14 protein-coding genes and 1 pseudogene are annotated in these 14,751 nt (G+C 68.9%); 13 read left to right on the top strand and 2 right to left on the bottom strand.

Features of this window, described 5'->3' with window-relative positions; genetic code table 11:
- Nucleotides 1-37 precede the first annotated feature (37 nt).
- Nucleotides 38-904 (bottom strand): type II secretion system minor pseudopilin, encoded by an 867-nt coding sequence (locus M2351_RS20770; RefSeq protein ID WP_264657957.1) that lies wholly within the window; start codon nucleotides 902-904, stop codon nucleotides 38-40.
- A 546-nt stretch (nucleotides 905-1,450) separates the two neighbouring features.
- On the opposite strand from M2351_RS20770, the gene M2351_RS20765 reads away from it, so the two are divergent.
- The 12 genes from M2351_RS20765 (at nucleotide 1,451) to gspD (ending at nucleotide 12,845) form a co-directional block, all read left to right on the top strand.
- A complete protein-coding gene (locus tag M2351_RS20765) occupies nucleotides 1,451-2,269 on the top strand; it encodes a GlcG/HbpS family heme-binding protein (protein WP_264657956.1) in 819 nt (272 codons plus the stop codon).
- Nucleotides 2,270-2,370: 101 nt separating this feature from the next.
- On the top strand, nucleotides 2,371-3,132 hold the full coding sequence (locus M2351_RS20760) for a prepilin peptidase (protein ID WP_264657955.1): 762 nt from the start codon (nucleotides 2,371-2,373) through the stop codon (nucleotides 3,130-3,132).
- Nucleotides 3,133-3,144: 12 nt separating this feature from the next.
- Nucleotides 3,145-4,884 (top strand): GspE/PulE family protein, encoded by a 1,740-nt coding sequence (locus M2351_RS20755; RefSeq protein ID WP_264657954.1) that lies wholly within the window; start codon nucleotides 3,145-3,147, stop codon nucleotides 4,882-4,884.
- Between the two features lies 1 nt (nucleotide 4,885).
- On the top strand, nucleotides 4,886-6,100 hold the full coding sequence (locus M2351_RS20750; RefSeq protein ID WP_264657953.1) for a type II secretion system F family protein: 1,215 nt from the start codon (nucleotides 4,886-4,888) through the stop codon (nucleotides 6,098-6,100).
- A 93-nt stretch (nucleotides 6,101-6,193) separates the two neighbouring features.
- A complete protein-coding gene (gene gspG / locus M2351_RS20745; protein WP_264657952.1) occupies nucleotides 6,194-6,634 on the top strand; it encodes a type II secretion system major pseudopilin GspG in 441 nt (146 codons plus the stop codon).
- 5 nt (nucleotides 6,635-6,639) lie between these two features.
- Entirely contained in the window at nucleotides 6,640-7,227 is a 588-nt protein-coding gene (locus M2351_RS20740) for a GspH/FimT family protein (RefSeq protein WP_264657951.1), read from the top strand.
- A 6-nt stretch (nucleotides 7,228-7,233) separates the two neighbouring features.
- Entirely contained in the window at nucleotides 7,234-7,668 is a 435-nt protein-coding gene (locus M2351_RS20735) for a type IV pilus modification PilV family protein (RefSeq protein WP_264657950.1), read from the top strand.
- Complete coding sequence (locus tag M2351_RS20730) at nucleotides 7,665-8,330, top strand: prepilin-type N-terminal cleavage/methylation domain-containing protein (protein WP_264657949.1); 666 nt, start codon at nucleotides 7,665-7,667, stop codon at nucleotides 8,328-8,330. Before M2351_RS20735 ends, M2351_RS20730 begins: the two co-directional genes overlap by 4 nt.
- Nucleotides 8,331-8,349: 19 nt before the next feature.
- Entirely contained in the window at nucleotides 8,350-9,441 is a 1,092-nt protein-coding gene (locus M2351_RS20725; RefSeq protein ID WP_264657948.1) for a PilN domain-containing protein, read from the top strand.
- Entirely contained in the window at nucleotides 9,438-10,010 is a 573-nt protein-coding gene (gspM, locus tag M2351_RS20720) for a type II secretion system protein GspM (RefSeq protein ID WP_264657947.1), read from the top strand. The genes M2351_RS20725 and gspM overlap by 4 nt, the downstream gene beginning before the upstream one ends.
- Entirely contained in the window at nucleotides 10,007-10,525 is a 519-nt protein-coding gene (locus M2351_RS20715) for a hypothetical protein (RefSeq protein ID WP_264657946.1), read from the top strand. The genes gspM and M2351_RS20715 overlap by 4 nt, the downstream gene beginning before the upstream one ends.
- Nucleotides 10,526-10,628: 103 nt before the next feature.
- Entirely contained in the window at nucleotides 10,629-12,845 is a 2,217-nt protein-coding gene (gene gspD, locus M2351_RS20710) for a type II secretion system secretin GspD (RefSeq protein WP_264657945.1), read from the top strand.
- Between the two features lie 110 nt (nucleotides 12,846-12,955).
- Here gspD and M2351_RS20705 read toward each other — a convergent pair.
- Nucleotides 12,956-13,806: pseudogene (locus M2351_RS20705) on the bottom strand (IS5 family transposase).
- 500 nt (nucleotides 13,807-14,306) lie between these two features.
- Between M2351_RS20705 and M2351_RS20700 the strand changes: the two are divergent.
- On the top strand, nucleotides 14,307-14,543 hold the full coding sequence (locus M2351_RS20700) for a hypothetical protein (protein ID WP_264657944.1): 237 nt from the start codon (nucleotides 14,307-14,309) through the stop codon (nucleotides 14,541-14,543).
- Nucleotides 14,544-14,751 lie beyond the last annotated feature (208 nt).

Raw genomic sequence — 14,751 nt, 5'->3', positions numbered from 1 at the left:
CGCATGCGGGGATCCGTTGTTGCGGGCCCTCCGGTTTTTACCGGCGGCAGTCCATGCATCCCTGGTCCCAGTTGAGAATGGCGTAGGGCCGCTCCGGGAAATCCGTGAACTCGACTGTTGCCTCGCGCAGGAAGGCCGAGCCCGCCTTGGTGCGCACACTGGCTCGGACGCGGAAAACCCGGCCGGTCGATTCGGTCAGAAAGCGGCGCGACACAGCGGCGGACAGCAGCGGTCGCCGGCTGGTGCGGGAGCTCCACGTTGCGACCGCGCGGTCGGCGATGATGGAATCCACGATCGCCGGATCGAAGCCGGGCACGGCAAGCAACGCATGCCGAGGCGCATGCCGGGGATCGATCCCCGTCGATCCGGACAGCACCGTAAGTGCGGGAGAGACGCGGCTGTAAAGGTCATCCGAAACGCCGGGCAAACGTTTGAGCGCCGCGACACGATCGAAGGGGCGATCCGTCATATCCTGCGGCAGCCATGCCGGCCGCACGAAGCTTGCCTCGGCCGCCATCCGGCCGCCGGAACCGCCCGTGCGCATGGCGGCGATCCGTTGGGCAAGCGCCTTCGCCGCGGCGGCATCGAGTCCCCCCGTCCTGAACAACCCGGCGAGAAGATCCGGAGCCGCGCTGTTGAGGTCGACAAGCCCCCCTTCGTCCTGGACGGTCACCACCACGTCGGCAAGGGGGTGAGGAATCCGGTGGGGCGACCCGTCGGCCCGGACGTCCGCGTTCCCGCCCGCCGCCGACTGCAACGCGAGCAGGGCTCCGATTGTATGGAAGGCCATCGCGTCGGCCATCGCCTCCGCCCGCTCCGCCTCAATGACATTCTTAGCAATCTGTGCTTGTGTTTGCGATGTGTAGACAAAGCTCACGGCGATCAAAGCCAGCGCAGACCCCATCCACAACACCGACAGCAGAGCAAATCCGCCTTCCCGTTTCTGGGCAAACGGCGGTGTCGTCAGCGTGCAATGATGAGGCCGCCAAAAGCGATGGCGCGGACTAATAAAATTTCGGCACAGGGACTTTACAGCAAGAAATATCTTGGTAACTTGACCAACGGGGATACTCCACTCAGGCATTCCCGTACCCGCCTAAACACTGCAACTTTCCGGAATGGCCGCATATTATAGCCGCCTTGCGTAACGCGGGCAAGTGCGCAGTTTTATTGCATAGCGTCGGAAATCTTATTTCTTCGTATGCATTCATTTTCCGCAGTTTACCGATTTTGGAGAAAACGCCCTGCGACTTCTGCGATTCTATTATCGGAAACGTTCCTGGGTCGACCGAAAATGCGTTTGTAAATGATCCATGTTCGCACACCTAAAAAATTGGATCACTTCATCGGAACGCTAAAACCATAAAGTCAAAATCATCGAGCGTCCATTTGCATTACAAATAATAAATCCGTTCAAAATCGGTTTGAACATACCAGAAGGGAGGGCGCCATGAAAGCATACAGCGTGATTGCTATGAGCGCAGCCGTTTGTTTGATCGGCCTGGGCAGCTCCACCGCTTCGGCTGCGGCCTCGGCCGCCTGCTCGGCACTTCCAAATTACAGCACGCTCAAAACGGCGCTGCAAAAGAGCATCAAGCCGACCGGCGGGCCGACCAACGGCGGCTTCGACCTGAACATGTGGGCCACGATCGTGGACCGCGACGGCATCGTGTGCGCCGTCGCGTTCTCGGGCAGCAATCGGGGCTCGCAATGGCCGGGCAGCCGGGTGATCTCCGCCCAGAAGGCCAACACGGCCAACGCCTTCAGCCTGGACGCCTTCGCTCTTTCGACGGCGAACCTCTACGCGTCGAACCAGCCGGGCGGCAGCCTGTACGGGCTGCAGTTCAGCAACCCGGTCGATCCGGTCGTCGCCTACACCGGCAGCAACGACAATTTCGGAACCGAGCAGGATCCCATGGTCGGGAAGAAGATCGGGGGCGTCAACGTGTTCGGCGGCGGGCTGGCCCTGTACAAGGGTGGCAAGGTGCTGGGCGCCGTCGGCGTGAGCGGCGACAGTTCCTGCGCCGACCACAACGTCGCGTGGCGCGTGCGCAACGCGCTTGCGCTCGGCTCGGTGCCGGGCGGCCCCAGCTCGAAGAACAACGACGCCATCATCTATGACATCACCCCCGCCTCGTCGGGATCGCAGGTGGCCGCCCTGGTGCCGATGGGCGCCGCCAGCGGCACGAGCCCGAGCGGCTTCGGCCACGTGCAGTGCGGCGGTAAGGAGGTGGACGTCGGCGTCAGCATCGGTGCGGCAGTCAAATAAGGAAACGCCACACTGGCCTCGGCGGGTTGCCACCGGCAGGGAGGCAACCCGCCGCCACCATCCGCCATCCTGCACGGTCACAGCGGCGAGGCTTCGCGGTCATGGCCTACGCAACGCGCCCCGACCTGGTTTTCCTCCTGCTCTGCGCTCCGTTCGTCGGCAGTTTCCTCGGCGTGGTCGTCAGCCGTTGGCCATCCGGCGACGGCATCCTGTTCGGCCGGTCCTTGTGCGCCTGCTGCGGGCATCGGTTGGGACCACGCGACCTCGTGCCGCTGGCGAGCTGGCTGGCGTTGCGCGGACGATGCCGCCACTGCGCCGCCCCGATTGGTGCCTTCGCGCCGACCATCGAACTCGCGGCGCTGGTGGTCGCGCTGTGGTCGCTCTGGGCGCTGCCCGGCGGGTACACCTGGGTCGGTTGCGCGCTTGGCTGGACGCTGCTGGCGGCGGCGTTCATCGACGCCCGCTGCCAACGGCTGCCCGACGCCATGACCCTTCCGCTGATCCTATCGGGCCTGGCCTTCGCCGCATGGACCGATCCGGCCAGTGGGCCGGACCACGGAGCGGGGGCTGCGGCGGGATACCTTGCCATCGTCCTGATCGCGCGGGCCTACCGGGCGCTCCGGAACCGGGAGGGGATCGGGCTGGGCGATGCCAAGCTTCTGGCCGCGGCGGGGGCCTGGGTGTCCTGGACCGGGTTGCCCAGCGTCGTCCTGATCGCCTCGCTGGGCGCCCTGGCCTCCACGGCGGTCGGCGCCTTGCTGACCCGCCGCCTGCCCGAAGTCACGGCACGGATCGCCCTTGGCCCCTATCTGGCGGGGGGCCTCTGGCTGGTCTGGCTGTACGGCCCCCTGGCCCCCTGGTGAAGGGGAGGCGGAATGGCGCGACTCTCGAGTCCACAGAACGAAACAACATCAAGCGGACCAGGTCCCGCAGCCGCGCTTGCCGGGCGCCTGCTGGATCGCGACCTGATCGACCCCGTTGGTCTGGCGCGGGCGCAGCGGGCCGCGGCGGAAACCGGGGCGCCCCTGCACCGCATGCTCGTCCGCCTCGGCCTGGTGGGGGAGCGCGACATGGCCGGAGCGCTCGCCGCCGTGACCGGCCTTCCGCAGATAGCGGCCGATGATTTCCCGGAAACGCCGCTTTTGGAGGACCGGCTGGGCGCCCGCTTCCTGCGCGACGCCCTGGCCTTACCGGTCGCCGACACGGGCGACGGGGTCCGCCTGGCCGTCGCCGATCCGCTCGACCGCTTTCCGGTCCAGGCCGCCACGATGGCGCTCGGCCGGCCCGTGCTGCCCTGCGTCGCCATCCCGGCCGAGCTGGAAGCCGCGCTCGACCGGCTCTACGGCGGCGGACAAGGCACCAAGTCCACCGAAGGGCACGACGGAGGCCACGATGCCGACGACGAGACCGGCGCCGACGACATCGAGCGGCTGCGCGACCTCGCGAGCGAGGCCCCGGTCATCCGGATCGTCAACACGCTGATCCGCCGGGCGGTCGAGGCCCGCGCGTCGGACATCCACATCGAACCGTTCGAAGGCCGCCTGCGCGTGCGCTACCGCGTGGACGGCGTGCTGCAGGAGGTCGAGGCGCCGCCCGCCCAGCTGCGCGCCGCCGTCGTGTCGCGCGTGAAGATCATGGCGCATCTGGACATCGCAGAACGGCGCCTGCCCCAGGACGGGCGCTCCAAGATGGTCGTCCATGGCAAGCCCATCGACCTGCGCGTCGTCACCCTGCCCACCCTGCACGGCGAAGGGGTCGTGCTCCGCCTGCTCGACCGCGACACCGTCTCGCTGGACTTCGCCGACCTCGGCCTCGATCCGGCCATGCTGGACCGTTACTTCGACCTGCTGGAGCGGCCGAACGGCATTCTGCTGGTGACCGGCCCGACGGGAAGCGGCAAAACGACGACGCTCTACGCCTCGCTCAGCCGGCTGAACCGGCCCGGCGTCAAGATCGTGACCGTCGAGGATCCGGTCGAATACCAGCTTCGCGGCATCACCCAGATCCCCGTCCGGCCGCAGATCGGTCTAACCTTCGCGTCCATCCTGCGGTCGATCCTGCGCGGCGACCCAGACATCATCATGATCGGGGAAATCCGCGATCTCGAAACCGCGGAGATCGCGGTGCAGGCGGCGCTCACCGGTCACTTGATGCTGGCGACGGTGCACACCAACACGGCGTCGGCCACGGTGACGCGGCTGCTGGACATGGGGCTCCAGGACTTCCTGTTGACCTCCACCATCAACGGGATCGTCGCCCAGCGCCTGGTGCGCCGCCTCTGCCCGGACTGCCGCCGCGCCCACGACGTGCTGCCCGAGCTGGCGCGTCGCGCCGGCCTCGCCGCCCCGGCCCCTGGCGACGTGGTCCGGCTCTACCAGCCCGTCGGCTGCGCCCGCTGCGGCGGCTCCGGCTACGCCGGGCGCATCGCCCTGACCGAGCTGCTGGTCATGGACGACCGGCTGCGCCGCCTCGTGCTGCAACGTGCCGACGCCGGGGAGATCCAGAAGGCCGCCGCCGAGGGCGGGATGCGCACCATGTACGAGGACGGAGTCGCCAAGGCGCTCGCCGGGGTCACCTCGCTCGACGAAGTCCTGCGCGTGACGCGGAGCGTGTGACATGGCGCGGTTCCGGTACAAGGCCCTCGGCCGTGGCGGCGCTCTGATCGAGGGGGAGATGGACGCTCCAGACGAGGGGGCCGTGGTCTCCCACCTGCAAAAGCTCGGCTGCTTGGTGATCCGGGCCGACCGGACCGCCTTGCGCGTCGGCTGGCCCCGCCTCCCCTCCTCGCCACGGCGGCGCATCGGGACGGACGAAATCACGATGCTGACGCACGGGCTGAGCATGCTCCTGCAAGCCGGCCTGCCCGTCGACCGGGCGCTGGCGACGCTGGCCGAGCTGTCCGACCGCCCGGCCCTGCGCGCGCTCTTGCAACGTGTCCTGGACCGGCTGCGCGGCGGGGCGACGCTGGCCGACGCCTTCGTGGCAGAGGGGCCGGCGTTCCCGGCCCACTATGTGGGGCTGGTGCGTGCGGGCGAGGTGGGGGCGACACTGGAGGCATCGCTGGCCCAGCTCGCGGAAATTCGCGACCGCGGCGCCCAGTTCCGCGCCGACATCCGCTCCGCCCTGATCTACCCGGCCTTCCTGCTGGTCGGCATCGTGGTCTCGCTGGTGCTGATGCTGGGCTACGTATTGCCGCAGTTCGAGCCCCTGTTCGCCGCGGCCGAGCACCGGCTGCCGCCGTCCACCCGCTGGCTTCTGGCGGCGGGCGCCTTCATCCGCGAATACGGCTGGACGATCCCGCTCGTCCTCGTCGGCGCGCTGTCCGCGCTGCGGCTGCGCATGGGGAACGCCGCGGCGCGGGTGCGTCTGCACCGCCGGCTGCTCCGCCTGCCGGTCATCGGCGGCCTCATCGCCCGCGCCGAGGTCGCCCATTTCGCCCGCGCCCTGGCGGCGATGCTCGCGAGCGGCATTCCCCTCCTTTCGGCGCTGGCGATGGCGCGGGAGACGCTCACCAACGCTGCGCTGGCCGCCGACGTGGCCGGCGTCACCGAGGCCGTCAAGCAGGGCCGCGGCTTGGCCGAGCCGCTGGCCGCCTGCGGCAACTTTCCGGTCCTCGCGGTGCGCCTAGTGCGCATCGGCGAGGAAAGCGGCGCGCTGACCACCATGCTGAACCGCGTTGCGGACATCCACGATCGGGAGGTCCGCCGCGCCGTCCAGCGCCTGCTGTCGTTGCTCGTTCCGCTGGTGACGCTGGGCATGGGCCTGATCATCGCGTTCGTCATGGGGTCGATCCTGGCCGCCATCATGGAGGCCAACCAGCTGGCGTTCTGATCCGGCGTTCTGGTGAGTGCCGTTCTGGTGAGTGCCGTTCTGGTGAGTGCCGTTCTGGTGAGTGCCGTTCTGGTGAGTGGAGGTGATGTCGCAATGCCGAAGGCACACCGCATCCCGCGATGGGGCCGGCGAGAGGAAGGGTTCACCCTTCTGGAGCTGCTGATCGTGCTGTCCATCCTTGGGCTCCTGGCCACGCTGGTCGGCCCGCAGCTGATCGGCTATCTCGGGCGCGCGAAGGCGGACACCGCCCGCCTCAGCATCGAGCAGCTGCGCACCAGCCTCGACCTGTTCCGGCTGGACGTGGGCCGCTACCCGCTCCAGTCCGAAGGGTTGGCAGCGCTGGTCGAGCGGCCCGGCAGCGCCCCGAACTGGCGGGGTCCCTACCTAGAAAAGCGCGAGGCGATCGTCGACCCCTGGGGCAAGCCGTTCGTCTACGTGATCCCGGGCAAGCACAAGACCTACGACCTCTACTCGCTCGGCGCGGACAACACGCCCGGCGGCGAGGACGAGAACACCGACCTGACCAACTGGTGAGCGCCATGGCGGAGCGGGATATTATATCAATTCAAGCTGATCGTAACCGATCAGCGGGCCTTAATCGCCGGCGCCGGCGTCCGCCGGCTTGGCTCCGCGGGCACGAGCCCGCGCGGCGGTGGTCGCCGCCGATATCAAGTCCCGATGAGTCGGCCTCATCCGAACTTGGCTTTACCCTCCTGGAGCTTCTGGTCGTCCTAGCCGTGTTGGCGATCCTGCTGCGCTTCGCGCCGGTCTTCGGACCGCACGGCCTGGGCGGCGTTGCGACGCGCGCGTCGGCGCAGGAGATCGCCGCCGTGTTGCGGCAGGCCCGCAGCCAGGCCATCGCGACGAACCGGGACGTTGTGGTCGCCTTCGACGTCGATGCCGGGCGCTTCGGCGTCGCCGGTGCCGCCGATTCCCGCAGCCTGCCGCCGGATACGACCATGACGATCGTCTCCGCGGCGGAGGAGCGGCTGGACGCCCGGACGGGCGCTATCCGCTTCTTCCCCAACGGCATGTCGACCGGGGGAAGCTTGACCCTCCGCCAGGGATCGCGCGGCGCTTCGCTGTCCATCGACTGGCTGAGCGGCCGCGTGTCGGTCGGGGAGTGACGGCGGATGCGCGGGCATGACGAGCAAGGGTTCACGCTGCTGGAAGTGCTGGTGGCCTTTGCCATCCTCGCGCTGGTCCTCGGGGCCGTCCTTCGCGTCCTCGCCGACGGGCTCGGCGTGGCGAGCGCCGCCGACCGCATGATCGCGGCCACCGGCGTCGCCCGCAGCCGGATCGCGGAGGTCGGCACGGTCCGGCCGCTGGCCGCCGGCCAGTGGACCGGCGCCACGCCCGAGGGGTACCGCTGGCAAGTCGCCATCGCCCCGGCCTCCGCCCCGCCCCTGCCCTTCGCCAGAGGCCCCTTCGTGAGTGGCCCCGTCGTAAGTGGACGGGCGCGGCCGGCGCTGGTCCCCTACGACGTCGTCGTGACGGTCGCCTGGAACGACGCGTGGCGGGAGCGCTCCATCGTCTTCGCCACCGTCCGCCTGGGGGCCGGAACATGATGGACCGGCAGCGCGGCTTCACCCTGTTCGAACTGCTGATCGCCCTGTCGCTCCTGGGCCTGCTAACGACCGTGATGTACGGCGGCCTGCGATTCAGCGCGCGGACCTGGGAGGCGGCGTCGGCTCACAGCGACGCCACAATGACCATCGAGGCGGCGCAGTCCTTCCTACGCCGAAGCCTAGAAGGGGCACGGCCGCCGGCCGCCGCTCCACCATCTGGCGCTCCGCGGTCCGCCCCGGTCCCGTTCGTCGGACGCCCGGATGCGCTGGCCTTCGTCACCACCCTCCCCTCGGTGCTCGGCGACGGCGACGGCGTGATCGAACTGCGGACCACAGATACCGGGGGGGATGCCGGCTCCGGGCGCCGCCTTCTCCTGCGCTGGACACCGCTGACCTCCCCGGGACCGCCGGGCGATCGGACGCTCATCGAACGGGTGGGCGGCCTCCGCTTCCGCTATTTCGGCGCGTCCGGCGAGGGGGGCGAGGCGCGATGGTGGGACGCCTGGCCCGACCCGGCACACCTCCCCCGCCTGATCCGCGTGTCCGTGAGCTTCCCGGCCGGCGACGGGCGTCTCTGGCCGGACTTCGTGGCGACGCCGATGCTCGACGGCGACTCCCCCTGCTTCATGGCGGCGCAGCCGCGGGCCTGCATCCGGCCTTGACCGTGGCGAGGACAACAATATGGCGGCCTCGTTTCATCTGGCTTCCCTGGGCACCGGCGCGAAGGCCCTGCTGGCCTGGTGGGTGGGGGAACTGCGCGACCTCCTTCCGCAACCGCTCCTGCGCCTTCTCGACCAGGATTCGGCCCGGCTGTGGGTGGACTTGTCGGATGATGGCGGTCCGTCATTCGCCGTGAAGCGGCGCCGGGACGTGCAGGACTTGGGACCGGTGGACCTGTCCAGCGGCAGCGAGCCGCGGACCGCGGTCCGGGCTCATCTTCGCGCCGCCGGGGCCGAGCGGTTGCCGGTCGTCCTAGGCGTGCCCGATGGTCTGGTCCTGGCCCGCACCGTCACACTGCCCGCCGCCGCCGCGGAAAACCTGCGCGGCGTGCTGCGCTTCGACATGGATCGCCTGACGCCGTTCCGGGCCGACGAGGTCGCCTTCGACCATCGCGTCGAGTCCGGCGGCGCGGGAGCGGACCGCGTCGTCGTCACGCTGTGGCTGCTGCCGCGCGCGACGATGACCGAGGCCCTGCGCCGGGCGGACGCGCTCGGGCTGATGCCGGTGGGCGTCGGCGTCGCCAGCCAGAGGGCGGACAAGCGTCCCATCGACTTCCTCGCCGCGGAGGGGCCGGGGCGGCGGGGGCCGGCGGTCCGCACCGCCGTGCTGGCGGCTCTCTGCCTCCTTCTGGCGTCGGCGGCGACGCTCTACCCCCTGGTCCGCCTGCAACGGCAGGCGGCGGCGTTCTCCGCCGAGGTCGCGGCCGCGCGGGAACGGGCGGAGCGCGTGGAAGGGCTGCGCACCGAACTCGCGACCATGGCGGAAAACGCCGAGATCTTCGTCGAGCGACGACGGAAGACACCGCCGATCCTCGTCGTGCTGGAGGAACTCACGCGCGTCATGCCCGACGGCACATGGCTGGCCAGCCTGCGGATCGCCGACGGGCAATGCGAGTTTTCCGGCTATTCGCAACGGGCGGCGCTGCTCCTGGCGCGGTTCGAAGGCTCGCCGGTCTTCAGTCAGGCCCGATTCCAGGCACCGGTCGTCCAGGACGGCGAGCCGGGGCTGGAGCGCTTCACCATCGCCGCCACCCTTCGGACCGGTGCGCCATGACGACGCCAAGCCGCCCGCTTCGCCAGGGGATCGCCGTGCTCATCCTGGCCGCCCTGCTGGCCACGGCCTATGCCGCGGTCGTTGCGCCGATCGTCGACCGCTACAGGTCCGCCCGCCACTCCATCGCGCAGTCGAGCCGGCTGCTGGTCCAGTACCGGGCGCGGGAGAGGGACGAGGCGGCCCTGAAGGCCGATCTGGACCGTCTCACGGTCGCCGGCGCGGGGGACGGCCGCGCGCTGCTCGACGGCCGCAACGCGACGCTGGTCGCGGCCGACTTGCAGGACCGTCTCCAGAACCTTCTGGCGAGCGTCGGGGGGCGCCCTGCGAGCATCCAGACCCTTCCCTCGGGGATCGAAGGCAAGTTCGAGCGGGTCACCATCCGCACCGACGCGCAACTCAGCCTGCGGAGCCTGCAGGACATGCTCTATGACCTCGAAGCGGGCATGCCGGTCCTGTTCGTGGACGACGTCGATGTCGGAGCGATCGTGCGCGGCGGCGATGGCAATTCCTCCGACGACCTCGTCGTTCGTTTCAGCCTGTACGGCTACATGCGGAGCGAGCAACCATGAGGCCGCCCATCGGAGCCCTTCCCCTGCGTGACGCCGTCCTCGCGCTGGCCTGCGCCCTCGCCGCGGGGGTCCTCCTGCTGGAAATGGAGGCGCCGCGGGAGACCGCCGGGGCGGACATGGCCGTGGCCGATGCCGCCGCCCCCGGTGCTCCATCGGCTGCGCCGGCCGGATCGTCGATCCCCGACCGCGCCGCGCTGTCCGAGACTCTCGAACGGCCGCTGTTCAACCGCAGCCGACGGCCCACGCCCGCCGATCTCCAGGCGCAGGAAGCCGGACCGACCACGGCCGGGACGCCCCCGGTAGCACTAACGGGAGTGATCCTGGATCCGCATATTCGGATTGCCGTGTTGAAGCGCCTGGATAACCAAGCTAACGTTCAATTGCGCCTTGGGCAAGAGATCGAGGGCTGGATGGTAACGGATATTGCCGCTGACCGGGTGAAATTCTCCCACAAGGGCGACACATCTGTCCTAGTACTAAAGTCCGGTGCCACGCGTCCTGCTTCCGCCGAGTAACGGAGCACGGATTGGCTTTCACCGCACCATCCGCGTCGCTCCCCGTCCGCCAAAGCAACGCTTGCGCCCTCATGCGGACGTGGTGGACGGACGTGGTGCCCGGATGAGAAGCAAGCGCGCCTGGCTGCCGCTCGTCCTGGCGCCGCTGCTGCTGGAGGGGTGCGTTGCCCCGGACCGGCTGCTGGCCCGTCAATCGGAAGAATTCCAAACGGCCGGGCGCCCCCCCATGCCTCTGACAGGCGATGTCCAGGGAAGCCGGGAGGGCGATGCGATCCGGCGGGAAACCCCCGCACCCTTCGTGCGGCGCGGCCCCGGCGCTTCCACCCCAGCCCCGGCGGGCGGCCCCGCCGCCGGATCAGCCGTTGCCCGGTTGGACGGCGGCGACGTCACGCTCAACTTCGTGGATGCCGACGTGCGGGAGGTCGCCCGCGGCGTCCTCGGCGACGTTATGGGCCTCGGCTACATCATCGACCCGCGGGTAAAGGGGACGGTCACGCTGCAGACCGGGGGGCCGCTGGCGCGCGAGGCCGTGCTGCCGGCGCTGGAGCAGGCGTTGAAGATGAACGGGGCGACGCTCCTCCAGGACGGGGCGATGGTCCAGGTGGTGCCCCTGGACGGCGCCGCGCGCGAGGCGTCGCTGCGGTCCGGCGCCACATTGGGCGGCTTCGGAACCCGCGCCGTGCCGCTTCGCTTCGTGACCACCGGCGACGTGCAGAAGATCATGCAGTCTCTGTCGCCGGCCGGCGTCCAGATCGTGGCCGACGAGCAGCGCAACCTGCTGTTCCTCACCGGCTCCCCCGACGACATCCGCAGCCTCGGCGACCTCGTCCGGGTGCTGGACGTGGACTGGATGCGGGGCATGTCCTTCGCACTCCAGCCCCTGCAGGAGGCGGAGGCGTCGGCGGTGGCCCGGGACCTGTCGGGCATGTTCGGCACGCCCCAGTCCGGGCCGAACGGCGGCATGGTCCGGTTCGTGCCGATCGACCGGCTGAACGCCGTCGTGGTCATCGCCCGGCAGCCGTCCTACCTCGATGAGGCGCTGCTGTGGGTGCGCCAGTTCGACCAGCCGAGCGACGCCGGATACGCCCTGCACGTCTACCCGGTCCGGAACGGCCGGGCCGCCAACCTGGCCCGCGCCCTTGGCCGCATCTTCGCCGCCGAGACTGCCGTCACCGGACCGGCGGCCGTGGCGCCGGGACTGACGCCGTCGACCCTGTCGATCCCCTCGGCCGCCGCGTCGTCCATGGGGCGCAGCCAGATCCTGCGGTCGTCGAGCACCCGTTCGTCCGGCGGGACGGACCTGTCCTCGCCCGCGCCGGCTGTGCCGTCCCCATCGGCGTCTTCATCCACAGCCGCCCCGTCCGCGGACGACCTGGAACTGGGCGACTCCAACGCGACCGGCGGTCAGCCGTCGGGGGGCCGCTCGATCCGGGTCGTCGCAGACGAATCGAACAACGCGCTGCTCATCCTGGCCCGAGCGGGGGAATACCGCATGGTGCAGGCGGCCCTCCGGCGCCTGGACGTCGTGCCGGTGCAGGTTCTGATCGAGGCGACCATCCTGGAAGTCTCATTGAACGACGAGCTGCGCTACGGCCTGCAATGGTTCTTCAAGAGCGGCAGCAGCCAGTTCCGCCTGACGCCGAACGGCAATGGTGCTGTCAGCCCGGCCTTTCCCGGCTTCTCCTACTTCTACAGCGCGGCCAATATCCAGGTGGCGCTGAACGCTCTGCAAAGCATCACGGGCGTGAACGTGCTCTCGTCGCCCCAGCTCATGGTGCTCAACAATCAGACGGCGACCCTGCAGGTCGGCGACCAGGTTCCCGTCCCGGTCCAGTCGTCGCGCAGCGTGATCAGCCCCGACGCACCCATCGTGAACAGCATCGAGTTCCGGGACACCGGCGTCATCCTCGGCGTCACGCCGCGGGTCAACACCGGCGGCCTTGTGACGCTCGACATCGTGCAGGAGGTGAGCGACGTCGTTCCCACCACCACGTCCAACATCGACGCCCCGACCATCCGGCAGCGCAAGCTTCAGAGTTCCGTCGCGGTGCATGGCGGCGAGACGATCGCGCTCGGCGGGCTGATCCGCGACCGGCGGAGCAACGGCACCAGCGGGCTGCCGATCCTGTCGGACATCCCCGTCCTGGGCAACCTGTTCAAATCGAACGATCTGACCGCCGAGCGCACCGAACTGCTGGTCCTGATCACGCCCCGGGTCGTCCGTAACCGGGACGACGCGCGCATCGTTACCGAGGAGTTGGAGCAGCGGATGCAGTCCATCCGCGGATTGCGCGACACGCCGCACCCCAAACCCCGCTGATTGCGTCCGATTCCGGCCCTCCGGTCAGGCGCTGCCGCGCTGGAACGCCTCCAAGGGGCGTTGGTGCATCGAGGCGGTGGAGCTTCTGACGGTGTGGCTGGCGCTGTTGATTACGCGATGCGCACGGAGTCCGGACGTCCACGGTCGAGCATGCGGTTCCGGACCAGGACGGCGACACCAATCTCGGTCTGCTGCCGGTCGTCGGCGTGGAAGCGGAGCCCCTCCCCGATCACGTGTTTGTAGCGGCTGAAGAAGGCCTCCACGAGCGCGCGCACGTTGTAGCCGGACGTCGCCTGCCATGCCCTGCGGCCACCTTCGGCGATGGCCTGCGGATGCCGATCCCGCGGTGTTGGCTCGCTCTGCGCGGTATCGCTCAGCACCGCGGTGGAGCGCGGCGGCACGACCACGACCGCTTCCGGATGCCGCTTGTTCACAGCCGCATGGACGCCGCTCTGGTCGTAGGCGCCGTCCGCGATGACAGCATCGAGGGGCTCGTGGATCCGGTCCAGCAGTCGGCCGACTTGTGAGGCGTCGTCCACGTCATGGTCGGTCAGTGTCGCGGTGCCGATGCGCCCGGTGGCGGCGTCCAGGCCGATGTGCAGCTTCCGCCACGCGCGGCGCCGGCGCGTGCCGTGCTTCTCGACCAGCCAGTCACCGCGGCCGCACAGCTTCACACCGGTGCTGTCGACCAACAGGCGAACCGGCTCCGAGGTTGTTGCTGGTGGGGGCGGAACATCGCGCGCAGCATCAACGTCGTGAGGATCGCCAGGTCGGAGTAGGTACGTTGCCCGCCCGGTGTGGCTCGCGTCGCGGCACGCCAACGCTCCACGGCCTCGTCGCTGAACCAGACGGTTAGGCTGCCACGCGTCCGCAGCGCCGCATCACACTCCCTCCAGTTGCGAACCCGGTACCGCTGCCTGGGGATGTGGTGGCGGCGAGCGGTGCTGGCTTCGAACGGCATCGGTCGGATCAGAACTTGGAGTGAGCCGCGGCCCCTCTCCTACGATGCCGTCCCGCCACCCGCAATCTCCGCCTCGCTGCAACAACGTCGCATCGTGCCGCACCGCATGTGGACGGACGGCTCGGAGTTCCACTGGTCACAGGAAGGAGCCGCGGCATGAGCGTGTGGATCCGTCGAGTTCCGCTTCGGCCAGCGGAACGGCGTCATGCGGCGGCCTTGTGCCGACCGCGGAGAGAACACTGAAACCGGTCAGTTCACGCCAACCCGCAAAGCCGAGGCATCCCGGAGGACTTGACCCCGCAGCCCGCATAAGAGAACAGTGTCCGACCGCTTAATGTCAATGCACAACAGCTGGTCGCGTAATTCCATGCTCCTGAATCAGTCGGCCTTGGCGTTGTTTATCTGACAATGGGCGCTATGCCCTCATTTAGCTGGATTTTGGCTTCGGTCAGGTCGGCGGTCTCGAATCCTTCGTTGAACCATGCGAGAATGCCCTCCAAATGAGCCGCGGATACCGCGTCGCCCCGTTGCGCGAACGTCGTTGCGGTCGGGAGTTCAAAACATCGGGCGCGCTGGCGCTGGGCGACGGCAAGGGCCTCGGCAAAGCACGCCGCAGCCGCATCAGCGGAAACCATCCCGCCCTGCAGTCGGTGCAGTTCCGCTTCGTAGAAGCGCTCACTGTTGCGCGCGACAATGGCAAACGCCTCATCGAGCGCGCCGACCCCTCGTTGATCTGACCGCCACCGGCACCTTGGCATCACGCATCTTCTGAAGGCGCCGCTGTTCCGCCAGATCGATGTGGGAAGAGTGCGTGCCCATCCTGACCCCCGAAGCCGGTAAGCTCTTGTACTGATACAAGAGTTGCACTTCCGGATAGAGACCACGGCCACTTTCCAATTAGTTCCATAGGATGGATAATGTCATCATGAAGGAGACCGACATCAT

This window comes from Azospirillum canadense (assembly GCF_025961225.1).
Lineage (GTDB): Bacteria > Pseudomonadota > Alphaproteobacteria > Azospirillales > Azospirillaceae > Azospirillum > Azospirillum canadense.
This window is presented reverse-complemented; position numbering and strand designations above follow the sequence as displayed.